24 protein-coding genes are annotated in these 26,736 nt (G+C 68.8%); 12 read left to right on the top strand and 12 right to left on the bottom strand.

Annotated elements, in window-relative coordinates:
• Positions 1 to 115 precede the first annotated feature (115 nt).
• Positions 116 to 1,078: a hydrogen peroxide-inducible genes activator gene (locus BW971_RS06030; RefSeq protein ID WP_076477627.1), complete on the top strand. Its 963-nt coding sequence runs from the start codon at positions 116 to 118 to the stop codon at positions 1,076 to 1,078.
• On the opposite strand, the gene BW971_RS06035 is transcribed toward BW971_RS06030, so the two are convergent.
• Both BW971_RS06035 and BW971_RS06040 read right to left on the bottom strand, forming a co-directional pair.
• On the bottom strand, positions 1,065 to 3,569 hold the full coding sequence (locus BW971_RS06035) for a DEAD/DEAH box helicase (protein ID WP_407701198.1): 2,505 nt from the start codon (positions 3,567 to 3,569) through the stop codon (positions 1,065 to 1,067). The genes BW971_RS06030 and BW971_RS06035 overlap by 14 nt on opposite strands.
• Before the next feature lie 18 nt (positions 3,570 to 3,587).
• Entirely contained in the window at positions 3,588 to 4,673 is a 1,086-nt protein-coding gene (locus BW971_RS06040; RefSeq protein WP_083709349.1) for a proteasome assembly chaperone family protein, read from the bottom strand.
• Positions 4,674 to 4,954: 281 nt separating this feature from the next.
• On the opposite strand from BW971_RS06040, the gene BW971_RS06045 reads away from it, so the two are divergent.
• Together BW971_RS06045 and BW971_RS06050 are read left to right on the top strand one after the other, a co-directional pair.
• Entirely contained in the window at positions 4,955 to 6,043 is a 1,089-nt protein-coding gene (locus BW971_RS06045) for an S-(hydroxymethyl)mycothiol dehydrogenase (protein ID WP_076477629.1), read from the top strand.
• Positions 6,040 to 6,675 (top strand): MBL fold metallo-hydrolase, encoded by a 636-nt coding sequence (locus BW971_RS06050; RefSeq protein ID WP_076477630.1) that lies wholly within the window; start codon positions 6,040 to 6,042, stop codon positions 6,673 to 6,675. The genes BW971_RS06045 and BW971_RS06050 overlap by 4 nt, the downstream gene beginning before the upstream one ends.
• Here BW971_RS06050 and BW971_RS06055 read toward each other — a convergent pair.
• On the bottom strand, positions 6,659 to 7,138 hold the full coding sequence (locus BW971_RS06055) for a hypothetical protein (protein WP_076477632.1): 480 nt from the start codon (positions 7,136 to 7,138) through the stop codon (positions 6,659 to 6,661). The two genes, BW971_RS06050 and BW971_RS06055, sit on opposite strands and share 17 nt — an antisense overlap.
• Positions 7,139 to 7,288: 150 nt before the next feature.
• On the opposite strand from BW971_RS06055, the gene BW971_RS06060 reads away from it, so the two are divergent.
• Together BW971_RS06060 and BW971_RS06065 are read left to right on the top strand one after the other, a co-directional pair.
• Positions 7,289 to 8,014, top strand: coding sequence for a DUF5642 family protein (locus BW971_RS06060; RefSeq protein ID WP_143690222.1), 726 nt, complete (start codon positions 7,289 to 7,291; stop codon positions 8,012 to 8,014).
• A 146-nt stretch (positions 8,015 to 8,160) separates the two neighbouring features.
• Complete coding sequence (locus BW971_RS06065) at positions 8,161 to 9,255, top strand: DUF4192 domain-containing protein (protein ID WP_143690223.1); 1,095 nt, start codon at positions 8,161 to 8,163, stop codon at positions 9,253 to 9,255.
• A gap of 28 nt (positions 9,256 to 9,283) precedes the next feature.
• Here the strand turns inward: BW971_RS06065 and galE are convergent, their stop codons facing one another.
• Both galE and BW971_RS06075 read right to left on the bottom strand, forming a co-directional pair.
• A complete protein-coding gene (gene galE / locus BW971_RS06070; RefSeq protein WP_076477634.1) occupies positions 9,284 to 10,267 on the bottom strand; it encodes a UDP-glucose 4-epimerase GalE in 984 nt (327 codons plus the stop codon).
• Positions 10,268 to 10,276: 9 nt separating this feature from the next.
• Positions 10,277 to 10,960 carry an iron-dependent transcriptional repressor DtxR gene (locus BW971_RS06075; RefSeq protein ID WP_076478193.1) on the bottom strand — a complete coding sequence of 228 codons (684 nt, stop codon included), beginning with the start codon at positions 10,958 to 10,960 and terminating at the stop codon, positions 10,277 to 10,279.
• A gap of 164 nt (positions 10,961 to 11,124) precedes the next feature.
• On the opposite strand from BW971_RS06075, the gene BW971_RS06080 reads away from it, so the two are divergent.
• Together BW971_RS06080 and BW971_RS06085 are read left to right on the top strand one after the other, a co-directional pair.
• Positions 11,125 to 12,393 (top strand): acetoin utilization protein AcuC, encoded by a 1,269-nt coding sequence (locus BW971_RS06080; protein WP_076477636.1) that lies wholly within the window; start codon positions 11,125 to 11,127, stop codon positions 12,391 to 12,393.
• A complete protein-coding gene (locus BW971_RS06085; protein ID WP_200799369.1) occupies positions 12,386 to 15,115 on the top strand; it encodes a bifunctional acetate--CoA ligase family protein/GNAT family N-acetyltransferase in 2,730 nt (909 codons plus the stop codon). The genes BW971_RS06080 and BW971_RS06085 overlap by 8 nt, the downstream gene beginning before the upstream one ends.
• A gap of 8 nt (positions 15,116 to 15,123) precedes the next feature.
• On the opposite strand, the gene BW971_RS06090 is transcribed toward BW971_RS06085, so the two are convergent.
• The 3 genes from BW971_RS06090 to BW971_RS06100 all read right to left on the bottom strand — a co-directional run bounded on the left by BW971_RS06090 (position 15,124) and on the right by BW971_RS06100 (position 18,186).
• Positions 15,124 to 16,113 (bottom strand): sigma-70 family RNA polymerase sigma factor, encoded by a 990-nt coding sequence (locus tag BW971_RS06090; protein ID WP_076477638.1) that lies wholly within the window; start codon positions 16,111 to 16,113, stop codon positions 15,124 to 15,126.
• A gap of 121 nt (positions 16,114 to 16,234) precedes the next feature.
• Positions 16,235 to 17,800, bottom strand: a complete 1,566-nt coding sequence (locus BW971_RS06095; RefSeq protein WP_076477640.1) for a DUF7782 domain-containing protein — start codon at positions 17,798 to 17,800, stop codon at positions 16,235 to 16,237.
• Positions 17,797 to 18,186: a DUF3099 domain-containing protein gene (locus BW971_RS06100; protein WP_234974267.1), complete on the bottom strand. Its 390-nt coding sequence runs from the start codon at positions 18,184 to 18,186 to the stop codon at positions 17,797 to 17,799. The genes BW971_RS06095 and BW971_RS06100 overlap by 4 nt, the downstream gene beginning before the upstream one ends.
• Before the next feature lie 125 nt (positions 18,187 to 18,311).
• On the opposite strand from BW971_RS06100, the gene BW971_RS06105 reads away from it, so the two are divergent.
• The gene (locus tag BW971_RS06105; RefSeq protein ID WP_076478197.1) at positions 18,312 to 18,554 is read left to right on the top strand and encodes a DUF3039 domain-containing protein; all 243 of its coding nucleotides are present in this window, start codon (positions 18,312 to 18,314) and stop codon (positions 18,552 to 18,554) included.
• Between the two features lie 28 nt (positions 18,555 to 18,582).
• Here the strand turns inward: BW971_RS06105 and BW971_RS06110 are convergent, their stop codons facing one another.
• Positions 18,583 to 19,905 carry a YihY/virulence factor BrkB family protein gene (locus BW971_RS06110; protein ID WP_407701201.1) on the bottom strand — a complete coding sequence of 441 codons (1,323 nt, stop codon included), beginning with the start codon at positions 19,903 to 19,905 and terminating at the stop codon, positions 18,583 to 18,585.
• A gap of 85 nt (positions 19,906 to 19,990) precedes the next feature.
• Here BW971_RS06110 and BW971_RS06115 point away from each other — a divergent pair, with 85 nt between their 5' ends.
• Positions 19,991 to 21,670 (top strand): DEAD/DEAH box helicase, encoded by a 1,680-nt coding sequence (locus tag BW971_RS06115; protein WP_076478200.1) that lies wholly within the window; start codon positions 19,991 to 19,993, stop codon positions 21,668 to 21,670.
• Positions 21,671 to 21,859: 189 nt separating this feature from the next.
• Here the strand turns inward: BW971_RS06115 and BW971_RS06120 are convergent, their stop codons facing one another.
• Positions 21,860 to 22,066 (bottom strand): DUF7455 domain-containing protein, encoded by a 207-nt coding sequence (locus tag BW971_RS06120; protein WP_076477646.1) that lies wholly within the window; start codon positions 22,064 to 22,066, stop codon positions 21,860 to 21,862.
• A gap of 236 nt (positions 22,067 to 22,302) precedes the next feature.
• Here BW971_RS06120 and BW971_RS06125 point away from each other — a divergent pair, with 236 nt between their 5' ends.
• The 3 genes from BW971_RS06125 to BW971_RS06135 are packed head-to-tail and all read left to right on the top strand — an operon-like array spanning position 22,303 to position 24,116.
• A complete protein-coding gene (locus BW971_RS06125) occupies positions 22,303 to 23,259 on the top strand; it encodes an EamA family transporter (protein ID WP_234974268.1) in 957 nt (318 codons plus the stop codon).
• 26 nt (positions 23,260 to 23,285) lie between these two features.
• Positions 23,286 to 23,651, top strand: a complete 366-nt coding sequence (locus BW971_RS06130; protein WP_076477648.1) for a DUF952 domain-containing protein — start codon at positions 23,286 to 23,288, stop codon at positions 23,649 to 23,651.
• Positions 23,652 to 23,678: 27 nt separating this feature from the next.
• Complete coding sequence (locus BW971_RS06135; protein WP_076478204.1) at positions 23,679 to 24,116, top strand: VOC family protein; 438 nt, start codon at positions 23,679 to 23,681, stop codon at positions 24,114 to 24,116.
• A gap of 22 nt (positions 24,117 to 24,138) precedes the next feature.
• Here BW971_RS06135 and BW971_RS06140 read toward each other — a convergent pair whose 3' ends face one another.
• Positions 24,139 to 25,563 carry an RNA polymerase sigma factor gene (locus BW971_RS06140; RefSeq protein WP_076477650.1) on the bottom strand — a complete coding sequence of 475 codons (1,425 nt, stop codon included), beginning with the start codon at positions 25,561 to 25,563 and terminating at the stop codon, positions 24,139 to 24,141.
• Positions 25,564 to 25,742: 179 nt separating this feature from the next.
• A complete protein-coding gene (gene ppgK, locus BW971_RS06145; protein WP_083709361.1) occupies positions 25,743 to 26,570 on the bottom strand; it encodes a polyphosphate--glucose phosphotransferase in 828 nt (275 codons plus the stop codon).
• Positions 26,571 to 26,736: the final 166 nt, after the last annotated feature.

Consider the following 26,736-nt stretch of genomic DNA (forward strand, 5'->3'; position numbering starts at 1 on the left):
GGGGCACGTGCGGGGTCTCCGCCGTCGCTCGTCGCGCATCGAGAGGCGCGTGTGCACCATCGTGCCAAAAACGAATCAAAAGCGAAACGTGATGACACGCACTATACTGATAGGCATGTCCAATCGCTCTTATCGGCCCACTGTGGTCGGGTTGCGTGCCTTCGTAGAAGTGGCGCGGAAGCGCCACTTCGGTACCGCCGCAGCGTCACTGGGAGTCAGTCAGCCCTCCCTGTCGCAGGCCCTGGCCGCGATGGAGGAGGGCTTCGGCGTGAAACTGGTCGAGCGCAACACCCGATCGGTGATGGTCACCGTGGAGGGGGCCGAGTTGCTGCCGAAGGCGATGAGCGCCCTGGACGCGATCGATGAGTTCACCGCGGCGGCCACCGGTATCGGCGATCCGCTGGCCGGAACCATCCGCCTCGGGATCATCCCGACCGTCGCACCGTACGTGTTGCCCCTGTTGCTGCGCGGACTCGCCCGCGAACTCCCGGACCTCGTGCTGCAGGTGGTCGAGGACCAGACCGCGCGGCTGCTTACCGGGTTGACCACAGGATCGCTGGACGTGGCGGTGATGGCACTGCCCGCCGACGCGGCCGGGGTCACCGAGATCCCGATGTACGACGAGGACTTCGTGCTCGCACTGCCGGACGGACACCCGTTGGGCGGCAGCGCCGACGTGGATCCCGCCGATCTCTCGGAGCTACCGCTGTTGCTGCTCGACGAGGGGCACTGCCTGCGCGATCAGGCCCTGGAGGTGTGTCGACTCGCCGGTGTTCGTCCGGACATCGGCCACACCCGGGCGGCGTCACTGGCCACAGCGGTGCAGTGTGTGGAGGGTGGACTCGGGGTGACGCTCATCCCGCAGACCGCGATCCGCACGGAGACGGCCAGCGGCGCGCTCCGGACGGCGTCGTTCGCGGCGCCCGCACCGGGCAGGCGCATCGGACTGGTGCACCGGGCGACCAGCGGGCGCGACGACTCCTATCGCATCCTGGCGCGCCTCGTCGCGGAGTTGGTGGCCGCGGATCTACCCGTGACGGTCTGCGACCGGGCGACCGCAGAGCTCAGCCCCGGATGACGGCCACCTCGCGCAGATCGGGTTCCTCCACCGGGTCGAGAACGGGAGCGTCCGCCACCGCGATCACGGACCATCCGCGGTCGCCGTCGGGATCGTCGATGGTCTGGCGTAACCGCCACACGGTGCGTCCATCGGTGTCGACGGACTCGGTCACGGTGAACAACGCCGGGCCGCGGGCATCGGGACCCGTTCCGACGGAATCGTACTCATCGAAGTAGTCGTCCATCTCCGTCGCCCAGTCGAGGTCGGGATACCTCGCACCGAGTGCATCCCAGTCTTCCCGTGCCATCAGGGTGATGATGTGGAACATCCTGTTGCGGAGGGCTATGCGCCAACCCCGGGCATCGGGACGGCGACGCGGTGCCGCGATCGCGTCGGGGCCGGAGGTGGGGTGGGTGAGTTCCTCCCATTCGTCGATCAGGCTGGAGTCGACCACCCGGATGAGCATCCCCAGCCACTCGATCACATCACCGAGGTCATCGGTTCGTGCCGCGGTCGGAAGGCCTTGCCGCAGTGCGCGATACACGTCAGTGAGGTAGCGCAGCACTACGCCCTCGCTGCGGGACAGGCCGAACCGGGCGACCAGGTCGCCGAAATCCATCCCCTCCTCGATCATCATCCGCAGCACCGATTTGGGGCTCGGTGGGGTGTACACCCAGGGGTGCGCACTGCGGTAGATCTCGAACGCCGCTTCCAACAGCTCCGACAACGGTGTGGGCCAGCCGATCTCGGCGAGGCGCTCCATCCGCTCCTCGTACTCCAGGCCGTCGGCCTTCGTCGTCGCCATCGCCTCATCGCGGGCGGCGTTGCGTTGTGCCATCAGCACCGGACGCGGGTTCTCGAGGGTCGACTCGATCACCGAGATGACGTCCAGCGTGTGATCTGGCGAGTCGGGGTCGAGTAGATCGAAGGCGGCGAGCGCGAACTCCGACAGTGGGTGGTTCAGTGCGATGTCGTCGGGCAGCTCGGTGGTGAGCTCGACGTTCTTGCCATCGGTTCCCACCTGGTCACGTCGGACGACGATCCCGGACTCGAGCAATCCGCGGTAGAGCTCGATGGTGTGCCGGATGTGCTTGCGCTGTCGTTCGCGTGGCTCGTGGTTGTCCTCGAGCAGATGGCGCATGGCGACGAAACAATCACCGGGACGGGCGATCACGTCCATCACCATTGCGGTGGTGACCCGGAAGTGGGACCGCAATGGTTCGGGCGGGGCGGCGATGAGACGGTCGAAAGTACCCTCGCCCCAGGAGACGAACCCTTCCGGCGCCTTCTTCTTCTGCACCCGCTTGCGCTTCTTGCCGTCGGCCGCGGCGGCCTTCGCCTCGGCGCGCGCGTTCTCCACGTCGTGCTCGGGGGCCTGGGCGACCACGAAACCCTCGGTGTCGTAACCGGCCCGACCCGCCCGACCGGCGATCTGGTGGAACTCCCGGGCACTGAGGTGTCGGGTGCGGACACCGTCGTACTTGGTGAGCGCGGTGAACAACACCGTGCGGATCGGCACGTTGATGCCCACGCCGAGGGTGTCGGTGCCGGCGATGACCTTGAGCAGCCCCTGTTGGGCCAGGCGCTCGACGAGTCGTCGATACCGGGGCAGCATCCCCGCGTGGTGGACGCCGATGCCCGCGCGCACCAGCTTGGACAGCGTCCTGCCGAATCCTGCGGAGAACCGGAAGTCGCCGATCGCCTGGGCGATGGCGTCGCGTTCGGTGCGGTCGCAGATCTTGGCACTCAGCAACGCCTGCGCGCGTTCCACCGCCGATGCCTGGGTGAAGTGCACCACGTACACCGGTGCACGATTCTCCGCGATGAGTCTTTCGATGGTCTCGTGCACCGCGGTGAGCACGTACCCGTAGTCCAGCGGTACCGGTCGGTCGGTGCCGGTGATCGCCGCGGTGGGCCGTCCCGTGCGTCGGGTCAGGTCGTCGACGAAGGTCGTGACGTCGCCGAGGGTGGCCGACATCAGCAGGAACTGCGCATGGGGCAGTTCGACGAGCGGTACCTGCCAGGCCCAACCGCGGTCCCGGTCGCCGTAGAAGTGGAACTCGTCCATCACCACCAACGCGACCTCGGCGGCGGCGCCCTCGCGGAGCGCGATGTTCGCCAGGATCTCGGCGGTGGCGCAGATGATCGGCGCGCGAGAGTTGACCGTCGCGTCACCGGTCATCATCCCGACGTTCTCCGCACCGAACTGCTCGCACAGGGCGAAGAACTTCTCGCTGACCAGCGCCTTGATCGGCGCGGTGTAGAAGCTCCGACCACCTCGCGACAACGCGGCGTAGACGGCACCGGACGCGACCAGGGACTTCCCCGAGCCGGTGGGGGTGGAGAGGATCACATTGGACCCGCCGACCAGCTCGATCAGCGCCTCCTCCTGAGCGGGGTAGAGCGCGATGCCTCGGCCCGCCCAGAATTCGCCGAAGGTGACGAACAGCTCGTCGTCGTCCGCGCCGGTGCGGGCGAGCAGTGGTCCGGTCGGCCCGGCCGTGGTCACCGGCCGTCCACGTGGGGGTCAGCCACGCGCGCCGCTCTCACCGTCGTCTGGACGGTCATCACCGGTCTGGGCGGCCAGGAATCGCTCCAACTCGGCGCCGAGCTCGTCACCGCTGGGCATCGACTCGTCGCGAGCCAACAACGACTGCGTCTCCGACTGGGCCGCCGCGTAGGTGTCGTACTGCGCCTCCAGTGCGGTCACCACCGACTCGACCTCGTCGTTACCGCTGACCTCGGCGTCGATCTGGGTACGCACCTTGGCCGCGGCGTTCTCCAGCGCGGTCACCGGGAGGTCCAGACCGGTCGCCGTGGCCAGGGACTGCACCAGAATGGCGGCTGCCGCCGGATAACTGGACTGCGAGAGGTAGTGCGGGACGTGCACCGACAACCCCGCCGTGCGGTACCCGCGGTCGCCGAGGCGCAGCTCGAGCAGCATCGACGCGCTGGCCGGCACCTTCATGGGCGTGCCCCACCGCGGAAGATCTCCGAGGAGCTCGGCGGCATTGCCGTGTGCCGTGATCGTCGACGGTCGCGTGTGCGGAACCGCCATCGGGATGGCGTTGAGCCCCACGGCGGTGGCCACCTCGAAGTGATCCGACAGCCTGCGCACGGCGTCGACGAACTGCTCCCAGCGCAGATCCGGCTCCACCCCGGACAGCAGCAGGAACGGACGGCCTCGGTTGTCGCGGATGGCGTGCAACTGCAGAAGCGGCATCTCGACGCCGGTGAACTGTTCGCCGGAGAACTGCATCGTGGGCCGCCGTGAGCGGTAGTCGATCAGTTCGTCACCGGAGAACGTCGCGACGAGTTCCGAGTCCAGCGCGTCGCGCAGGTGCTCCGCGGCCAGTGCCACCGCGTGTCCGGCGTCGGCGAAACCCTCGAGAGCGTGGACCAACACCGGTCCGTCACCATCGTCACCGGTGACCTCCGGGGCCGGGAACTCCAGCTCGTACAAGCGTGAGCCGGTGTCGTCCGACCAGACGGCTTCCTGGTCTGCGCCCGGCTGGTCGGGGGTGCCGCGGTCTGTGGTGCCGCGGTCGGGGGTGTTCTGGTTCGGGACGTCGTCGGCGGAACCACCGTCGCCGGTGGGGAAGTCCTCGTTCATAGTCTCTCCTCTTCGGCTGGGCACGCGCGCGGCGAACCATCCTGCCGTATGTGCATTGTGGCTCAGCATCCAGGCGGTGGGGACATCGACGCGGCCGGTACCCCGGTGCCTGTCGTCCGCACATCTCGCCGGTGTGCACTGGTCTGCAGGTCACAACGTCCGCGCGGCGCCGCGGATTCCCCGTGCGCGGCCGCCGAGTCATCGCGTCCCCCGGCGCGTGCGCCGGCGTGTGGCAGGGTTGAGGGGACATATGCAGGGTCGGTGATGAGAGGGAACAGCGCATGTCGCAGCAGGTACGCGGGGTCGTGTCGCGCAAGAAGTCAGAGCCCACCGAGGTGGTGGACATCGTCATCCCGGACCCGGGGCCCCGCGACGTGGTGGTCGACATCACCGCGTGCGGCGTGTGCCACACGGATCTGGCGTATCGCGACGGCGGCATCAACGACGAGTACCCGTTCCTGCTCGGGCACGAGGCGGCCGGTCGGGTGGAGGCGATCGGTACGGAGGTCACCCACGTCGGTGTCGGCGATTTCGTCGTGCTGAACTGGCGCGCGGTGTGCGGGCAGTGTCGTGCGTGTAGGCGCGGCCGACCCTGGTACTGCTTCGACACGTTCAACGCGAGCGTGCCGATGACGCTCACCGACGGCACCGAGCTGACCCCTGCGCTGGGGATCGGTGCCTTCGCCGACAAGACGCTGGTGCACGAACTGCAGTGCACGAGGGTGGACCCGGACGCCGATCCCGCGGTGGTGGGGTTGTTGGGCTGCGGTGTGATGGCCGGCCTGGGTGCGGCGATGAACACCGGACAGGTGGTCCGCGGTGACTCCGTCGCGGTGATCGGGTGCGGCGGGGTGGGCGACGCGGCCGTTGCCGGCGCCCGGCTGGCCGGCGCCACCAGGATCATCGCCATCGACCGCGACCCGGCCAAATTGGACTGGGCCACCGACCTCGGCGCCACCCACACCATCGACGCGTCTCAGGTGCAGGACGTGGTCACCGCGGTGCAGGAGCTCACCGACGGCAACGGTGCCGACGTGGTCATCGACGCGGTCGGTCGCCCGGAGACCTACGAGACCGCCTTCTACGCCCGCGATCTGGCGGGCGTGGTGGTGTTGGTGGGCGTGCCCACCCCGGAGATGCGGTTGGAGCTGCCACTGCTGGACTTCTTCTCCCGCGGGGGTGCGCTGAAGTCGTCCTGGTACGGCGACTGTCTGCCCGAGCGCGACTTCCCGATGCTGGTGGACCTCTATCAGCAGGGTCGGTTGCCACTGGAGAAGTTCGTCACCGAGCGTATCGGTCTGACCGACATCGAGGAGGCGTTCGAGGCCATGGAGGCCGGCACGGTGTTGCGCTCGGTGGTGGAGCTGTGAGCGCCGGACAACTGCGCATCGACCAGGTGGTCACGTCGGGGACGTTCTCCCTGGACGGCGGCACCTGGGAGGTGGACAACAACGTCTGGGTGGTCGGTGACGACTCCGAGTGTGTGGTCATCGATGCGGCTCATCAGGCCGAGCCGATCGTCGAGGCGGTGGGCGGACGCACGGTCACGGCCATCCTCCTCACCCACGGCCACAACGACCACGTGACGGTGGCCCCTGAACTGTCCGAGCGCCTCGACGCGCCGATCCTGTTGCACCCGGGTGACGACATCCTGTGGGTACTGACCCACCCGGAGGTGGTCCACCGGGACCTCGATGACGGACAGTCGATCTCGGTGGCGGGTACCGAACTGCGGGTGATCAACACCCCCGGTCACTCTCCCGGGTCGGTGTGCTTCCACGCGCCGGAGTCGGAGGAGTTGTTCAGCGGCGACACCCTGTTCAGCGGCGGACCCGGGGCCACCGGTCGGTCGTTCTCGGACTTCCCGACCATCATCGACTCGATCAGCGGCCGAATCCTGACCCTGGACCCGGCGACGCGGGTACACACCGGGCACGGTGACGGCACGACCGTCGGTGCCGAGGCGCCGCATCTGGAGGAATGGATCAGGCGAGGGAGTTGATGCGGTCGGTCGCCGTCGCGAAGGCGGTGAGTGCCTCACCCACGGTCCCGGTGTAGGCGATGCCCGGCAGCTTCTCCACCTCGTCGACGGCCGTTTCCAGGGTCTCCCGGCGTTCGATGCGATGGTCGGCGGGCAACGTCGAGGATGCGATGAGTGCGTCGTCGAGGCGAACGGCGGCCCGTTCCAACTCATCGCGGGCGACGCGCAACCGATCGTTCGGGACGATGCCGGGATTCTGTCGGATCTCGTCGAGGGCGTAGCGGATCCTGCGGTGCAGTACCGCCTCGGGTTCGGGGGATCGGGCCCAGTCGGCGGGGGCGTTGCCGGGTAGACCGGGGATGATCTCGTTCGAGCGGGCGAAACGGCGGATCCGCCGGTTGGCGGCGACGGCGAACGTCGCCGCGCCCACCAGCACGAACACCGCGACGACGACCACGACGACCATGACGGCGGTTCCGCTCATCACACCTCTTCCCGTTCTTCACCGATCCGGAGGTCCGGCAATGACGCGGGTACCGGACGCGACCCCGACCGTAGGTCGATACAGGTGCGGTAGGCAACGAAGCGGTGTCGGTGTGGGCACGGCCGCGTCGGTGATGGCACAGTGTGACCGGTGAGGTTCGTGAGCCGGGGTGTCGACCGTCGAGGGGCCACGCGTCCCTGTGGCGCGGTGCTGTGCCTGGCGTGCGTCGCCGCGGTGATGATGGTGTCGGGCTGTGGCCGGGCGATCGAGGGGATCGCGGTCGCCGCCACGCCGACCTCGCCGTCGGTGGATGTGGGGGCGCTGGCGTTGACACCCGCCGACTTCCCTGCCGGTTATTCGGCCGATCGGCTGCGGTCGCAGCAGGCGACCGACGTCCTCGCCGACCTTCTCGGAGTACCGGTGGGGGCGACCGTGTTACCCGCCTCCTGTGCGCCGCCGGCGATCGATCCGTCGCGTGCGGTGGTGGTGACCGGTATGCCGAGCGCCACCTCGACCGCCACCAGGGGCGGCAATCTGACCGTGGTCACCGCGGCTGTGGATGCGCCGCTGCGATCGGTGGCCACCTGGGCCGACCGGTGTCGCACCTATGCCACCAGCCGGGGAGCGGCCGCGACCGCGGTCACCGTGACGACGGTGCCGCCCGCACCCGTCGAATCGCAGGAGTCGTTCGCGATGCGCCGGGTGGTGACATCGACGACGTCGCTGCAGAAACCGCAGACCACCACGATGCTGATCGCGCAGAACGACGGCATTCGGGTGTACGCCGCCTATCTGTCGTACACGTCGGACAAGCCGGACGGTGCGGCGTTGGACGAGGTGTTCACCACGGCTGTGCGCAAGTCGCGGCAACGATGACCGGGCTGCGAGACCGCGGCCGGGGCCACCGACACCTCTGACCGGCGCCCGGGCGTCGCCTGCGCGTTGTGCACAGATCTCCGAACCGTCCACAAGCAGACGCGCCGGCCGGGTTCGTGACCGACCGGGTGCTCATTCTGGTTGGCATGAACAGCGACAGCGGGGCATCCGCCGACGGACTCGATCAGCACCCGCACACCGTACGGATCCACGGCGGTGGCGACCTCATCGCCGCCATCGGTCCGCTGCTGGGCTTCCTGCCCGAGCGATCCATCGTCTTGATCTGTCTGCGGGGCGGACAGATCCGGATGTCGATGCGTCACGATCTCCTCCTGGATCACCGCGGGACCCCTGTGCCCGCTCTCGTGGGCGTGCTGCGCCGGCTCGCCGCCTTGTGTTCGGACCATGAGGACAGCGTCCTGTACGCGGTGATCGTCGACGACCGGTATCCGGATCACTCCACCGTCTACGCCGAGGTCATGGAGCTCATCGAGGGTCTGTTGGCCGATGACCGGGCGCTCGGCGGTGGCTACGTGGTGCCGGAGATCGAGGCCGGGGCACGGTGGACCCAGATCGCGGGAGCCGTGGGTACCGACGATGGCACCGGGGTGCTCGAGGACCCGCGCACCACCCCGCTGGCCATCGCCCACGCCGTGGTCGGGGGACGGCGCATGCTGCGAACCCGAGCCGAACTCGTCGCGTCGTTGGAACCGCTGACGCCGTGCGACGCGGTGGCCTGCCCGGTGCACACCCCGGCACGGCGCGATCCCATCGATGCGGGCCCGTCGGCGGCAGAGGATCACTTGGCCACGGTGATGCGGATGCTGACCCATCCCGCGGGGGGCCAGATGTCGTGTCGACGGCTCGAGCGGCTCGCGGCCGGCCTGACCTCCATCCCCGCGCGCGATGCGCTGCTGGCGGTGGCGGTGACCGATCTGCACGATGTCGCCGAGGCACTGTGGCGGCTGGGCGCCCGACGACTGCGGGGGCGTCCACAGGCCGCCGCGGCGACGCTGTTGGCACACCTCTACTACATCTCCGGGGACGGAGCCGCCGCCGGTGTCGCGCTCGACGTGGCCCTGGCCGCCGACCCCCACGCCTCCCTGGCCCGGTTGCTCGACCGATCCCTGCGCGCGGGGATGCACCCGTCGACGCTGTGGGATCTGCTCGGCGACAGTTACGCCATCGCCGACGATCTCGGTGTGCGGATACCACCCCCGACTCGCAGGATCGCCGGATGACCGGCCCCGCACGATCGCGCGGAGCGGATCAGGCGCGTGCCGAGTGTGCCCGGTCGCCCAGTGATCGGGTGAAATCCCAGGCGTCGGAGACGATCACCGACAGATCGGTGCGATCGGGCTTCCAGCCCAGCTCCGCGATCGCCTTGTCACTCGAGGCGATGAGCACCGCGGGGTCGCCGGCCCGGCGTCCGGTCTCCTCCACCGGGATCTCCGCGCCGGTCACGGTCATGCAGGTGTCGATGACCTGTCGTACCGAGAACCCGGTGCCGCTACCGAGATTGAAGATGTCGTGCCGACCGGGGGTGGAGGCTTGCAAGGCAAGGGCGTGCGCCTGGGCGAGGTCGTAGACATGGATGTAGTCGCGGACCGCGGTGCCGTCGTCGGTGGGGTAGTCGGTACCGAAGATCTTGACGCCCGCACGGTGGCCGAGTGCGGCCTGCAGGACGATCGGGATGAGATGGGTCTCGATCACCCGGTTCTCGCCCGCCCCGCCGTGAGCACCTGCGACGTTGAAGTACCGCAGGCTGGTCGCCGCGAGTCCGTAGGCCGCGCAGTACCCGGAGATGGCGGTGTCGATGGCCAGCTTCGTCGCACCGTAGGGGTTGGTCGGCCGAGCGGGCGACGACTCGAGGATCGGCACCGACTCGGGCTCGCCGTAGGTGGCGGCGGTGGACGAGAACACCAACCGCGGCGTGCCCGCGTCGCGCATCGCGTCCAACAACGCCAGCGTCTCGACGACGTTGCCGTGCCAATACTTCTGCGGGTTCTCCACCGACTCGCCGACCAACGACTGTGCGGCGAAGTGCACCACGCCGTCCACGTCGCCGGGGTCGAGCACCGTGGCGGCGACGTCGCGGACGTTGCCCTCGACGAATCGGGCCCCGTCCGGCACGGCGTCGGCGTTACCGGTGCTGAGATTGTCGACGATGGTGATGTCGTGGCCCGCCTCGAGCAGCACCCGGGCGCAGACGCTTCCCACATATCCGGCACCGCCGGTGACGAGGAGTTTCATGCCTGCCGGTCAGACCTTCTCGACGTGAACGGCGTGTGCCATCTCGGTGGACAGGTCGAGACCGTCGTGACCCGGGGTGCTGATGGTCACCGAACCAGGGGCCGCGGTCACCGTCACCCGGGCGTTGGGGACCACCCCGGCATCCCGGAGATCGGCGATCAGCTCGATGTCGGACTGTGCGTGTTCGGACAACCGCCGCACGATCACCGCGACCGGCTCACCCTGCGGCAGGTCCGACAGCCGGGTCACGGTCGGTGCGGGTGTGGCAACGTCCATGCCCAGCATCTCCAGTCCCGGAATGGGATTGCCGTACGGGGAGGTGGTCGGCCGGTCGAGGACCTCGAACAGTCGGCGTTCCACGTCGTCGCTCATCACGTGCTCCCACCGGCAGGCCTCTGCGTGTACGTCCTCCCAGGGCATCCCGATCACGTCGACCAGCAACCGCTCGGCCAGGCGGTGCTTACGCATCACCGAGATCGCCAGCGTGCGTCCCTTGTCGGTGAGTTCGAGGTGACGGTCACCGGCCACGCGGACCAGACCGTCGCGCTCCATCCGCGCGACCGTCTGCGACACGGTGGGGCCGCTCTGCTCCAACCGCTCGGCAATCCGCGCCCGCAAGGGGGTGATGCCCTCTTCTTCGAGGTCGTAGATGGTTCGCAGATACATCTCAGTGGTGTCGACCAGATCGTTCACTCGGACCCATCCCTTCGTGTCACCGCACCAGATTACCTGGTCCCGGCCGGACACCCGCGTGGCTGTGACGACGCGCGCGCGGAGATCGCGCGGGCCGTGGGGGTGTCGATGCCGGACGGACAAATCCGCGCGACCAACCGGGACACGTTCTAGCCTGGAGACCCATGAACAGAACTGCGGCCGCCGGACCCGACGCCGCGGTGATCTGGAGTGAACGGTTCCTCGACTACCGGTGGATCAGCTCGCACCCGATGAATCCCTGCCGCCTGGCACTGACGATGTCACTGTCCCGATCGCTCGGTGTACTCGACGGAATCGACCCCACCGCTCCGGTGCCCGCCGCCGACGATCTCTTGCACCGGGTGCACACCTCCGCCTACGTCGACGCCGTCCGCGCGGCCGGGGCGCGGGTTCCCGCGATGCCCGCCGCGGTGTTGGAGCGGGTCTTCGGGCTCGGTGGTGACGACAACCCGGTCTACCCGGGCATGCACGAGGCGTCGGCGTTGCTGGTCGGCGGATCGGTGGCGGCCGCACAGGCCGTCGCCACGGGTGCGGTACGGCGGGCGGTGAACATCGGTGGCGGTATGCACCACGCGATGCGCGGCCACGCGTCGGGGTTCTGTGTGTACAACGACGTCGCGGTCGCCATCCGGTTCCTGCTCGACCACGGATTCGACCGGATCGCCTACCTCGACATCGATGCCCATCACGGCGACGGGGTGCAGCAGGAGTTCGTCGCGGATCCGCGCGTGCTCACGGTGTCGCTGCATCAGCACCCGGCGACGCTGTGGCCGGGTACCGGGTCGTCGCAGGAGGTCGGTGAGGGTGAGGGGGAGGGGTCCGCGGTGAACCTCCCGTTGATGCCGGGTACGCCGGATCGCCTGTGGCTTCGGGCGTTCCACGCGGTGGTCCCGTCGGCGCTGGAACACTTCCGCCCGCAGATCCTGGTCAGCCAGTGCGGGGTGGACACCCACCGACTCGATCCGCTGACCGACCTGTCGCTGACCGTCGACGGTCAACGGGCGGCGTTCCTGGCCATGCGCGATCTGGCCGACCGGTACTGCGACGGCCGCTGGGTCGCGGTGGGTGGCGGGGGGTACGGGGTGGTCGACGTGGTGCCGCGCGTCTGGACCCATCTCATCGCCGCGGTCCTCGACCGCGACCTCGACCCGCAGACGCCGGTCGACCCACAGTGGTGTGCGGCTGCCTCGGACCGGGCGGCAGGCGTGGACGCCGCCTACGCGCGGCAGCCGGTGCCGGTGATGACCGACGGTGGCGACGTCGATCATGTGCCCTGGGACGGCGACAGCGGTCAGGAACCGCCCGCGGGCATCAGCGAGTCCGCGCAGCGCAGCACCGACGCGGCGATCCTGGCCACCCGCCGCGCGGTGTTCCCGTTGTACGGACTCGACCCGGAGGATCCCCGTGACTGAGCCGACCACCGGTACCGAGGGACCGACCGCGGCGCGGGAGAGTGCGCCCGGCGGCGGCGTGCCCCGTCGCGGCCCTCGAGACTTTCCCCGGCACTGGATCGCCGACGTGCTGGCCAGCGACGGCGGCGTGGTACATCTGCGACCGATCGTGCCCGAGGACGCCGATCGGTTGGTGCGGTTCCACGCCACGTTGTCCGAACGCACGCGATACATGCGCTATTTCGGGCCGTACCCGACACTCTCGCCACGGGACATCGCACGGATGACCACGGTCGACCACCACGACCGAGTCGCGATGGTGGGGCTCCTCGGTGGCGAGATGATCGCGATGGGCGTCTACGAGGGGATGCGCACCATGGGGCGCCCGCACTCGGCGGAGGTCGCGTTCGTGGTCGCCGACGACCATCAGGGCCGCGGACTCGGCCCCATCCTGCTCGAACACCTCGCGGGCGCGGCCGCCGAGAACGGGTTCACCCGATTCGAGGCCGAGGTGCTCACCGAGAATCCGTACATGGTGGCGGTGTTCCGTGACGCGGGATACCAGTTGACCCGCAGTTTCGATGGCAGCACGGTGCACGTGGAGTTCACGATCGACCCCAGCGAGGCCCTGCTGTCGGTGCGCAACGCCCGCGAACGCGGATCGGAGGCGCGGAGCGTGGCCAACCTGCTGCGGCCCGCCTCGGTGGCCGTCATCGGCGCCTCCACCGACCGCACCAAGGTGGGAAACGCCCTGCTGGCCAACATCGTCGACCACGGATTCACCGGCCCGGTGTACCCGGTGAACGCCGAGGCACGTGAGGTGCGTGGCATCCACGCCTACCCGACGGTGCGCGACATCCCCGAGCCGGTGGATCTCGCGGTGGTCGCGGTGCCCGCGGGCACGGTCGACGAGGTACTCGCGGACTGTCTGACCAAGGGGGTGAAGACGCTGGTCGTGGTGTCGTCAGGGTTCGCCGACACCGGTGAGTCGGGTCGCGCATCGGAGGCGCGACTGGTCGCCGCGGTACGCGAACACGGGATGCGACTGGTCGGTCCCAACGCCCTCGGCGTGGCCAACAACGACCCCGAGATCTCGTTGAACGCGACGCTGGCCCCGCGGATACCCTCGCTCGGGCGGGTGGGGTTCTTCTGTCAGTCCGGTGCGCTGGGCATCGCCATCCTCGACACCGCCGCCCGGCGGGGACTGGGCCTGTCGACGTTCGTCTCGGCGGGCAACCGCGCCGACCTCTCCGGCAACGACCTGCTGCAGTACTGGGATTCCGATGCGGGCACCGAGGTCGTCCTGCTGTACCTGGAGAGTTTCGGCAACCCCCGCAAGTTCTTCCGGTTGGCCCGCCGGGTGGCGCGGGACAAGCCGATCGTCGCGGTGAAATCCGGTCTGGGCGCGGTCACCGCCAAATTCGCCACCGGAGAACCCGAGCTCGGCGACGAGGGGTCCCGGGGCATCCTGGCCCAGGCCGGGGTGATCCAGGTGGACACGCTGACCGAACTGTTCGACTGTGCGCTGGCGCTGGCATATCAACCGTTGCCCGCGGGTCCGCGGGTCCGGGTGGTCGGCAACTCCAGCGTGCTCGGCGCGATCGCCGCCGACGTCGGTGGGAGGTACGGGCTGGAGTCGAGTGGCAACATCGACCTCGGTCCGGCGGCGAGTCCTGAGGAGTTCCAGGCCGCGGTGGGGTCCGCGGCCGCCGATCCCGACGTGGACGCGATCATCGCGGTGTTCGTGCCGCCGGTCGCGGTGAGCGCCACCGCCTACGCCGACGCGTTGATGGCAGGCGCCCGCGATTCCCGGACGCCGGTGGTCTCGACGTTCCTGGCCGCCGAGGGCGTTCCGGACGCATTGATGGTCCGGGGTGACAACGGCGGACCGGCCCGTGGATCCATTCCGTCGTATCCCGGTCCGGAGCGAGCCGCCCAGGCGCTGGGTCAGGCGTGGCGATATTCGCGCTGGCGCTCCCGGCCGGAGTCCCCGATCGTGCGCCCCGACGGCATCGACCCCGCCGCCGCCCGCGGGCTGGTCCGCGACCTGCTCATCAGTGGGGGGGAGCAGGGTATCGACCTCGACGACCGCCAGTCGGCGAGCCTGCTGCGGTACTACGGCATCCACGTCGTCGACTTCCGCGAGACCGACACCGCCGAGGAGGCGATGGCGGCGGCCGAGGAACTCGGGTTCCCGGTCGCCGTGAAGGCGATGTCACCGGGCTGGCGCGGTCGCCTCGACCGGGAGGGTGCCCGCCTGGACCTGTCGGACAGCGTCAGCGTGGGTGCGGCGTTCACCGAACTCACCCTGGTCACCGGGGATCGCACCCTGCAGGTACAGCGGATGGCCCATCGCGGCATCAACACCGTCATCCGGGTCGGCGACGACACGTCCTTCGGTTCGTTGATCTCGTTCGGACTGTCCGGGGTGACCTTCGAACTGCTCGGCGATCACGTGTACCGGGTACCGCCGCTCAGTGAGGCCGATGCCCGGGAACTGATCGCCGCGCCGCGGTCGGCTCCGCTGTTGCAGGGCTACCACGGTCAGCAGGTGGTCGACACCGACAGCCTCGTCGACCTGTTGCTGCGGGTGTCGACGATGGTCGACGACATCCCCGAGGTGCGTTCGCTGTCGTTGGATCCCATCCTGGTCGCCTCGGACTCGGCGTCGGTCCTCGCCGGCCGGGTACGACTCGGCCCGGTGCCCACCAGGGTGGACACCGGGCCGCGGAGGCTGCGCTGAGGAGTCGGTCAGCTGGCGTAGGCGCGCAGACGTTCGGCCCGCTCACCCTGGCGTAGTTTGGCCATCACCTCACGTTCGATCTGCCGGACACGCTCGCGGGAGAGCCCGAACAACCGACCGATCTGGTCGAGGGTGCGCGGCTGTCCGTCGTCGAGGCCGAACCGCAACCGGATGACCTGCTGCTCACGCTCGTCGAGGGTGGACAACACGCTGCGCACGTCGGAGTGCAGCAGACCCGCCAGCACCGCGCTCTCCGCCGAGGTCGCCTCGGCGTCCTCGATGAAATCACCGAGGGGGGCCTCCTCGTCGCTGCCGACCGGCATGTCGAGGCTCACCGGGTCGCGACTGTGGTCGAGCAGATCGGCGATCTTCTCGGCCGGGATGCCGGACTCGTTGGCCAGCTCGTCGTCGGTGGCCTCGCGACCCAGCTGCTGATGCAGCTCACGCTTGATGCGGGCCAGCTTGTTCACCTGTTCCACCAGGTGGACGGGCAGCCGGATGGTGCGGCTCTGATCGGCCATCCCACGGGTGATCGCCTGGCGGATCCACCAGGTGGCGTAGGTGGAGAACTTGAAGCCCTTGGCGTAGTCGAACTTCTCCATCGCGCGGATCAGACCCAGGTTGCCCTCCTGGATCAGGTCGAGCAGCGGCATCCCGCGACCGGTGTAGCGCTTGGCCAGCGAGACCACCAGACGCAGGTTGGCCTCCAGCAGGTGTGCCCTGGCCGACTGCCCCTCGCGGACCAGCATGGCCAGATCGCGCTTCTTGGTGGCCGAGAGGCGCTTGCGTGTGGCGAGCACGTGCTGCGCGTAGAGACCCACCTCGATCTGCTTGGCCAGTTCCACCTCCTGCTCCGCGTTGAGCAGGGCCGTCCTACCGATCCCGTTGAGGTACACACGGACGAGGTCCGCGGCGGGGCTCTGCGCATCGAGGTCGGCGTCGGTCATCGCCGGACGCGTGGTCTCAGGTGCCCGGGTGGTGGCGGTGGTGCGGTGCATGTCGGCCTCCTCGAGTCATTCGCTTTCATGAGGTCCAACGACCCGTGGGGAGGAAAAAGTTCCCCGCACCGACTCGTCGCTGCCGCTCTGAGCTGCGGGAATGCCTCACCCGGCTGAGAACTTACTGAGAAGTCAACTCCGCGCGAACATCCGGGGAACCCGCGACCAGGACGCCGTGGCGGACCAACGCCTCGACGAAGCCGTGCACCGCGTCCGGTTCGGGAGCATCGTCGACCGCCGCGGCCAGCAGCGCGACCACCTCGTCCAGGGGGAGTCCGTCGTGGCGCAGTCCGCCGACCAGGGCGCGGCCCACCGCATCGACCTCGTGGGCCCACCGGGGGCCCTCGGTGCGGTGCAGGCGCAGGGCGACCCGACGCCAGTCATCGACGTCCACGCCGTCGGGACCGGTTGTCCTCGCGCGGACCGCCACGTCGGTGAGGGCGACGTCGTCGGCCAACTGCAGCCGCGCCGACCCCAGCTCGTGATCACGCAACCAGGCGACTCGGTCGAGGTAGGCCGGTGCCTCCACGCCGAGACGGCCGTCGAACTCGTGACGGATCTCCTCGGCCAGCACGTCGGAGGGGGCGTCGGTGGCGCGCAGGTAGACGAAGCCGAAGCCGATCCCGCGGACCCCGGCGGCCTCGAGGTGCGTCAGCCACTGCGCGGCCAGCTCGGCGCCGCGACCCATCCGCGGATCCAGGCCGGCGTCGCGGATCCAGGTGCCCACGTACAGCGCCGGGTCGGCCACGTCACGCTGCAGGATCCACGCGTCCACTCCGTGGTCGGGGATCCAGCTCGCGACCCGTTCGCGCCAGTCGTCACCGGTGATCACCCATGACGCCAACATGCTCGCGGTGCCGCCGGGTACCAGGTGATCCGGGGCGGTCGAGATCATCAGCCGGCTCGCCCCGTCGAGGTCGAGACCGGAGTCGCGGTAGCTGTGGGTGACCGCGGGCGGGCCCACGACGAACGGCGGATTGGTCACGATGGCGTCGAACCGTCGGCCGACGACCGGTTCGAACCAGGAGCCGCGGAGCAGTTCGTGACGTGACGGATCGACGGCGTTGATGGCGAATCCGGCCCGGGCCAGATCCAGCGACCGTCCGGTGATGTCGGTGGCGGTGACGTGGCGCGCGTGGTCCAGCGCGTGCAGTGCCTGCACCCCGCAGCCGGTCCCGACGTCGAGCACGGTGCCCACGGGCGTCGACGGGGTGGCCTGCAGCAGCGATAACGACGCGTGTCCGACACCGAGTACATGGTCGGTGGCGATGTCGACGGGGCGCATGCTGCCGTCGATGTCGGAGAACAACCAGCGGTTGCCCGAACCGGTGTCCAGCGGACGCACGTCGACCGCGGCGCGCAGTCGATCACCGTCGGTGATCAGCAGCCCGGTGGTGAGCGCGTCCCCGACCGTCACCGGGTGCAGGGCCGCCGCGACCTCGTCGCGGCGGCAGGCGTCGGCGACCAGGAACAACCGGATCAGGATGCCGAGTTCGCCGGCGTCGGCGGCGGCCCGACGCACCGGGACCGGTTCACCGCGACCCAGTGCGTCATGGGCCTCCGCTCCCAGGGCGGCGAGCACACCGTCCGCGTCGTACCCGTGGGTGAGGAACGCGGTACGCAGATCGGAGCAGATGGTGTGCAGGGCGTCGACGGCGGTGGGTGCGCCGTCGAGGTCGGTGGTCACTCCTGGCGGCCCTCGATACGGCGCAACTCCTGGTCGATGTGGGTGGTGTGCGGGTGCTCGTCGACCACCGACGAACGGCCCATCCCCAATTCGTTGCCGACCTTGGCACCACCGAATTTGTAGTGCCGCGCCTCGCCCTTGGCCCGGGGCGGGCGGTCGTTGGCGATGAGCACCGCCATCCACGGCAACGGGATGGACAGCGCGATGACACCGAGGGCGACGTAACCGTTGCCGGTGACGCCGTACAGCACACCCGCCAGCACCAGCGCGGGAACCCGGAAGGCCATCAGGAACAGATAACGCCGGACCCTCGCCCGGTGCTGTGCATCCTGCGGCAACTCGGCCTGCGTTATCAGGATGGCTTCCCGATCCTCCTTGCGAACCACGTGCTCAACTCTTCCACTTTCCCGAGCTCGCCGCATCGTCGCAGGCGAGAGCCGTGCTGAAACGGATCGGACCGTCCTGCGGCGTCGGTGGTCACCCGGGCACCCGATCCGGCACAATGTCGGGTATGGGTACGCAGACGATCGAGCGCCCCGATCTGCTGGAGGACGTCGACACCGACGACACCACCGACGACGACGCGCCGAAGTTTTTCCACTACGTCAAGAAGGACAAGATCGCCGAGAGTGCGGTCATGGGCAATCACGTCGTCGCCCTGTGCGGCGAGGTGTTCCCGGTGACCCGGTCGCCGAAGCCCGGCGCCCCGGTGTGCCCGGAGTGCAAGAAGATCTACGCCCGGATGAAGAGCTGACCGCGGGTCGAGCCCATTCCGATGGTCGTCATCGGCGCAGCGGCGACCGGCTCCGCTGTTGGTGTCCGTCCCTGGCGACCTCGGTGATGTCGCCGGACTGCATCGGCATCTCCGTCGATCTCGCGTCGGCCGCAGGGTGGCCCCGGCGGCGGATCGGCCCGGTCTGCAGCCGTTCGGGGATGCCGCGGAGCTGACCGGTGATGTCGTCGGCCTGGGCCGACACCCAGTCACGGACCACGTCGATGTGACTGGGCTTGGCGGGCCACATGCGCTGCACCGTCGCGTTGAACTCGGCCCCGATGACGATCGCGAAACCGAGGAAGAACGTGAACAGCAAGAAGGCGATCGGGGTGGCCAGCGCGCCATAGGAGTAACCGGCCTTGACCACGTAGGCGAGGTAGATCCGCAGGATCCACGACGCGACCGCGAACACCACCGCGGCCAGCAGCGCACCGGCGATGAGCCGGTGCCAGGGCAGCGGTCGCGGCAGCGCGACGTGGTACATCGTGGCCAAACCGAGGACCAGCAACAATCCGACCGCGGGGTAGTAGCCGTAGGCGATCAGGTGGTTGCCGATGGGGTTCCACGAGTCCGGCAGCAGCTCGTTGATGTAGGTGGGGCCCAGGGCGACCAACGGCAGGATGAACACCGCGCCCACCAGGAACGCCAGGTACACGTTGAGCGCGAAGATCCGCTGCCAGACGGGGTTGCGCAGGGAATTCTGCTCGTGTGCGCGGGAGATGGAGTCGATGAAGTTGCTCATCGCCGACGATCCGGCCCACAGCGACATGACGAAACCGATGGAGATGAACTCGACCCGGCCCCGACCCAGCACGTCGGCGACGGTGGGTTTGATGATCTCGTCGACGACGTTCTCGCTGAACGTCCGACTGGCGAACCCGATGATGCGCGCGTGCACGATGTCGATGGTGTCCGGGCCGAACCACCCGGCGACATAGCCGATGCTGCTGAGCAGGCCCAGCAGCAGGGGAGCCAACGACAGGGTCTGCCAGAAGGCGGCCTGGGCCGACATCGCGACGATCGAGTCCTGCCACGCCTTGACCGCCGTGCGCCAGACCAGACGATGCAGGTTCGACCACACCGGCAGGCGCAGACGATCCGGCTCCGTCGCGGAATCGTCGACGGGCCTGGTGCGGGCATCGTGTCTGTCTATGTGACCAGCATCCCTGATCGGGGCGATGGACCGCGGGACCGGGTCGTGCGTGTCCCGGGGAGCGGGCCCGCCTCGGGTAGAGTCGCAGCGGTGCGTCCGGGCTCCGCCACCCGACCGTGACGTCGGTGCGGTGGCCGGAATCGTCGCCAATCCCCTTTGTCTGTCGGGGTTTTGCAGTGTGTAGGGAGTTCTACTGTCTGTCAGGAGTTCTACTGTCGTGGTCGACACCCAGAACGCCGTCTCCACCGGTGCGTCGCTACGTATGTGGCAACGACGCGCGCTGACCCGATACCTGGCCACCGCGCCGCGGGACTTTCTCGCGGTGGCGACCCCGGGTGCGGGTAAGACGACGTTCGGGTTGCGGATCGCCACCGAGTTGCTCGCCGACCGCACCGTGGAACAGGTGACCGTGGTCGCTCCCACCGAACACCTGAAACACCAGTGGGCAGACGCCGCCGATCGGGTCGGTATCTCCCTGGACTCCCGGTTCTCCAACTCCACGGGTCAGACCAGCTCCGACTTCGACGGCGTGGTGGTCACCTACGCGCAGGTCGCGGCGCACCCGTCACGACACCGCGTGCGCACCGAGAATCGGCGCACCCTGGTCGTCCTGGACGAGATCCATCACGGCGGTGACGCCAAGACCTGGGGTGACGCCATCCGGGAGGCGTTCTCCGACGCCACCCGACGCCTGGCGCTGACCGGTACCCCGTTCCGGTCCGACGACAGCCCCATCCCGTTCGTCACCTACGAGTCCGACGCCGAGGGCGTGCAGCGGTCCAAGGCCGACCACAATTACGGTTACGCCGACGCCCTCGCCGACGGCGTGGTGCGTCCGGTGGTGTTCCTGGCGTACTCGGGGCAGGCGAGCTGGCGGTCCAACGCCGGCGAGGAGTTCAGCGCCCGGCTCGGTGAACCGTTGTCGGCCGAACACACCGCGCGGGCGTGGCGTACCGCGTTGGACCCGCACGGTGACTGGATCCCCGCGGTCCTCACCGCCGCGCACACCCGTCTGCGAGCACTCCGCGAGTCGGGTGTTCCCGACGCGGGGGGTCTGGTGATCGCCAGCGACCAGAAGTCGGCCCGCGACTACGCCGAACTGCTGAGTTCCATCAGCTCCACCCCGGTCACGCTGGCGCTGTCCGACGATCCCGGGTCGTCGAAGAAGATCGCCGCCTTCGGCGAGTCGAACGACGAGTGGATGGTCGCGGTGCGGATGGTCTCCGAGGGCGTGGACGTGCCGCGTCTGTCGGTGGGGGTCTACGCCACCTCGGCGTCCACCCCGTTGTACTTCGCGCAGGCCATCGGCCGGTTCGTGCGGTCCCGGCGACCGGGGGAGACGGCGAGCGTGTTCCTGCCGTCGGTGCCGGTGTTGCTGCAACTGGCCGCCGAGTTGGAGGCGCAGCGCAACCACGTGCTCGGCAAACCGCACCGGGATTCCGACGGTCTGGATGACGCGCTGCTCACGGACGCGCAGCGGGAGAAGGACGAGGGCGACGCCGACGAGCGCGGCTTCGAGTCGCTGCACGCCGACGCCGAACTCGACCACATCATCTTCGACGGTTCGGCCTTCGGCACCGCCACCTACTCCGGCAGCGAGGAGGAGTCGGACTACCTGGGTCTGCCGGGGCTGTTGGACGCCGACCAGGTGCGGACCCTGCTGTCGCAACGGCAGCAGGAGCAGGTCCAGGCGCGCACCGCGGCGGCGGCGAACGGCGACCAGGCCGTCACGCGAACCGCGGCCGAACCCGACACTCGGGCGCAGTTGTCGTCGCTGCGCCGCGAACTCAACAGCCTGGTCGCGATGCACCATCACCGCACGGGCAAGCCACACGGTCTGGTGCACAACGAGTTGCGGCAGCGGCTGGGCGGTCCGCCCACCGCGATGGCCACCGCCGAGCAACTGCGCGAACGGATCGGCGAGTTGCGTCGTTGGAAGTGACCGGCGCCGCCGTCACGGTCCGACGCGACTCCCGGACAGCACACGGCCCGTGGTTCCGCTCGACCGGCGTAATGGTCGTCGCGGGGCCACGGGCCGTGGGCGTGGTTCGCCGGTGCCGATGTGTGTCCAATCAGCGGCCAGCGGTTGGATCAGCGGCGAAGGCCTGCGTCTCTGGACCAGCTCCCGTCTCTAGACCAGCTCTTCGGACGGCATGGACACGGTCGCGCCGAGGTCGACGAGTCGCGCCTCGTGCTCGGTGAAGTGGTGACGGCAGAACAGCAGCAACCCACCCGCGGGGAGGTCCGCACGAACACGTGCGGCGGCTCCACAACGATCACACCGGTCTGCGGCAGTGAGAGGCGTGGAGATCGGGGGTGTAGTGGTGACATCTGACATTTTTCCTCCGTCCCGGGCCAGCGTGACGCTTTCCCTTCGCGTGCCGCGTCCGATGCGACGCGACGCACTCACTGTCTCAGACGATGCTGGACGCCGTATTGTTCCCGGCCCGCCCCGCCGTGTGTTGTCACTCACCCGTAACACGGGGCCGATGGGACGTTCTCGGAACACCCCGTGGCCGACGGTCGATGGCAGGACGCGTTGGGATGTGCGCTGGTCAGCGAAGGAAATCCACTGTGCGTAGCGGTTTTGTCCCGGTTCTGTTCATCGTCGGAGCCGTCTGTCAGTACGGCGGTGCCGCGCTGGCGATTCCGCTCTTCGCGAACTGGGACCCGGTCAGCGTGGCCTGGTTGCGGTGTCTCGCCGCCGGGGTGGTGTTGGTCACAGCGCTCCGTCCGCGGGGCGTCGACCGGAGTCGATTACTCAGGGCAACGATCTTCGGGTTGACCACGCTGGCGATGAACGGTGCCTTCTACCTGGCCATCGACCGCATCCCGCTCGGAGTCGCCGTGGCGGTGGAGTTCGTCGGTCCGGTGGCCGTGGCCATTCTCGGCTCCCGACGGCTCGCCGACGTGGCCGCCGCCGTGACCGTGCTCGTCGGGGTGGTGCTGGTGTCCGGCGCATCACTGAGCGGTGAGTGGGTCGGGGTGGTGTGGGCGCTGGCCGCGGCGGCGATGTGGGCGGGTTATGTGGTGATCGGCAAACGCATCAGCGACCGATCGGCGTCGGGTGCCGACACCGACGCGGACCGCCCTCGGCCCTGGAGGCGAGGGGTGGAGGATCTGGGCATCGGTCTGACGGTGGCGTCGTTGCTGCTCATACCGCTGATCGTGGTCCTGCGGGTGGTGGACGTGCAGAGTGTGTCGAGGACCGGGGGCGGTCCGGTGGCCTGGTGGCATCTGGTGGCGCTCGGCATCGCCGTCGGTGTGCTCTCCAGCGCGGTGCCCTACGTCCTCGATCAGGTGTCGCTGTTGTTCCTGGGGCGGGCCCGGTTCGCGTTGCTGCTGGCGTTGCTGCCGGTGACCGCGGCGCTGGTCGGCGCGGTCACCCTGGGTCAACTGGGTGACCTCCGCGAGTGGCTGGGCATCGTGATGGTGTGCGCGGCCATCGCTCTGACCGCCCTGAACGACGCCCGCCGGTCACCGGCGCGGAAGTATCCGCCCGGTGACGGGATCGCGGATCCGCCTGCCTGACCGCTTATCGTGGGAGAGTGGTCGCCATGACGACCTCCGAGACCGCAGACGACCCGACAGGTCCGCTGGTGCACCTGTGCCCCCGCGACGACTGGGCGGCCGCGGACGGTGACCTGCGGCCCGCGTCGTTGGCCGACCAGGGGTTCGTCCACCTGTCCTTCCTCCGCCAGGTGCACATCCCGGCGTCGGCATTGTTCGCCGGACGGGACGATCTGTTGCTCCTGCACATCGATGTCGATCGACTGACGGACCCGGTGGTCGTGGAGGCCGCAGACCCGCCGCGGTCGGACGGTATGCGCTTCCCGCACCTCTACGGACCGATACCGGTGACAGCGGTTGTCGGGACCGAGGCGTACCCACCGAATGCCGACGGGACGTTTTCGGCGCGCTGACATCGGTGGGGCAGTAGCGTGCCCGGTGTGCCCATCGCCCTCGAGAACGTCGCCATCGCCGTCCGTGACCTCGACGCGACGATCAGGTTCTTCACCGACCTCGGTCTGACCGTCCTCGGCCGCGACGAGGTGAGCGGCGCATGGGCCGACACCGCCGTCGGGTTGGACGGCAACCACGCCAAGATCGCCATGCTGCAGACGCCGGACGGGCACGGTCGGCTGGAACTGTTCGAGTACATCCACCCCGACGCCATCGAGACCGAGCCCACCCTGCCCAACGAGATCGGCATGCACCGCGTGGCGTTCTCGGTCGACGACATCGACGACGCTCTGGCGATCGCCGCTCGGCACGGTTGTCATCCGTTGCGCGGGGTCGCGAACTACGCCGACGTGTACAAGCTGACCTATGTCCGCGGACCGAGCGGCATCATCGTGATGTTCGCCCAGGATCTGACGGCACGGTGAGATCTCGGTCCGACGCGAGCGACTAGTCCAGGTAGTCGCGCAACACCTGCGAACGTGACGGGTGGCGCAGCTTGGACATGGTCTTCGACTCGATCTGCCGGATGCGCTCGCGGGTGACCCCGTACACCTGCCCGATCTCGTCGAGGGTGCGCGGCTGACCGTCGGTCAGGCCGAAGCGCAACCGGACCACGCCGGCCTCGCGCTCCGACAGGGTCTCCAGCACCGACTGGAGTTGATCCTGCAGCAGGGTGAACGAGACGGCGTCCACGGCCACCACGGCCTCGGAGTCCTCGATGAAGTCGCCGAGCTGACTGTCGCCCTCGTCGCCGATGGTCTGGTCCAGTGAGATCGGCTCGCGCGCGTACTGCTGGATCTCCAGGACCTTCTCGGGCGTGATGTCCATCTCCTTGGCGAGTTCCTCCGGAGTGGGCTCGCGCCCGAGGTCCTGGAGCAGTTCGCGCTGGATACGACCGAGTTTGTTGATGACCTCCACCATGTGCACCGGGATACGGATGGTGCGGGCCTGATCGGCCATGGCGCGGGTGATGGCCTGTCGGATCCACCAGGTGGCGTAGGTCGAGAACTTGTACCCCTTGGTGTAGTCGAACTTCTCGACCGCACGGATCAGACCCAGGTTGCCTTCCTGGATCAGGTCGAGGAACGCCATGCCGCGGCCGGTGTAGCGCTTGGCCAACGAGACCACCAGACGCAGGTTGGCCTCCAGCAGGTGGTTCTTGGCGCGGTTGCCGTCGCGGGAGATCCACAGGTAGTCGCGACGCTGGGCGGTGGTCAGCTTCTCGCCGGCCTCGGCCTTGCGCCGCATCTGCTCGGTGGCGTAGAGACCGGCCTCGATGCGTTTGGCCAGCTCCACCTCCTCCTCGGCGTTCAGCAGGGCGACCTTGCCGATCTGCTTGAGGTAGGCACGGACGGAGTCGGCCGACGCGGTGAGCTCGGCGTCCTTGCGCGCCTGCCGCAACGCCTCGGACTCCTCCTCGTCCCAGACGAAGTCGCCGGACTTCTTGTCCTCCTCGGTGGGCTCCTCGATCTCCTCTTCGTCGGCCGGGCCGGCCTTCACGGCCTTCGGGGTCGGCGCGGTCGAGGCGGCGTCCGCGGTGTCGTCCGTGTCGTCGGTGATCTCGACGTCGGTGTCGGTCAACTCACCCTCGGGTGCGTCGATGTCGTCTATCGAGGTGTCGGCCTCGTCACCGTCGACCACGCCGTCGGCCGCTGTATCGGCGGTGGCGGCAGCTGCCTTCTTCGCGGCGGCCTTGCGGGGAGCCTTCTTCACCGCGGTCTTCTTGGCCGGGGCTTTCTTCGCCGGCGCCTTACGGGCCGTCTTCTTCGCGGTCGTCTTCTTCGCCGGTGCCGGAGCCGCGCCGGTACCCGTGTCGTCGGACTCCGAGGTCTCGGGGTCCTGTGTTGCCTGGCGGGTCTTGGTGGCTGCCACGTATACCTTTCGAAAACTAGCTCAGGTGGCGGCACGCCGATGGTGATGAACCTCGGCGGCTCTGCGATGTGATCGTGTCCCCGATGGGGTAGGACCTCTCCATTGTAACGACTACCGCGTCGTCGGCCCGCCGTGGTGCTCGCAGGCGCCCGGCGAGCCGAGGGCCCGGCAGGCGGCGATCACACCTTGAGACCGGCCGAGACCGCCATCGCCGCGCCCACGATACCGGCGGTGTTCTGCAACGTGGCCGGGACCACGGGCACCGTGTTGGTCAGGTGCGGCAGCCATTTGTCGGCCTTACGGCTGATCCCGCCACCCACGATGAACAGGTTGGGTGAGAACAGCTTCTCGTAGGTGATGAGCACGGCCGACACCTTGGTGGCCCACTTCTCGTACGACCAGCCCTTGTCCTCCTTGACCTTCGACGAGGCCTGGTGTTCGGCTTCCTTCCCGTCGACCTCGAGGTGGCCGAGTTCGGTGTTCGGCAGCAGGACCCCGTTGTGCAGGATGGCCGAACCGATCCCGGTACCGAAGGTCAGCAGGAAGATGACCCCCTTGGCGTCCTTACCCGCGCCGTAGGCGTCCTCGGCCATCCCGGCGGCGTCGGCGTCGTTGAGCACCGAGACCTGACGACCGTCGAGCGCGGTACTGAACAGCGAATAGACCTCCGTGCCGATCCATCCCTTGTCGATGTTGGCCGCGCTGCGGGCGACCCCTCCGGTCACCACCGACGGGAGGGTGATCCCCACCGGGCCCGACCAGCTGAAGTGTTCGACCACCTCGCGCACGCCCTTCGCCACCGCGTCGGGGGTGGACGGGTGCGGGGTGAGCACCTTGTGCCGCTCACCGACCAGGGCGCCGGTGTCGAAGTCGACCACCCCGCCCTTGATGCCGGAGCCACCCACATCCACCCCGAACCCGAGGTTGGTGCCGGTGGGTGCGGTCTGGATGCCCGGGTGGGACTCGGGCAGGGAGGTGTCGGATTGTTCGGGCGTCGAGGCGGACATCGGGATCCCTTCGAAGTCGAGGTGTCGGCGTGGACGTCACACGCCCAACAGACGAGAGCTGGACAGGCGCAAACTGCTGACAAGGCTAGTCACGCGGGCGGGTTCGCGCGTTGCGTCTCGCGATCCTCTCCTCACCGGGCGCGCCGGTCGGTTCGGCGTCGCGCAC

The organism is Williamsia sterculiae, assembly GCF_900156495.1.
In the GTDB taxonomy this organism is placed as follows: Bacteria; Actinomycetota; Actinomycetes; order Mycobacteriales; family Mycobacteriaceae; genus Williamsia_B; species Williamsia_B sterculiae.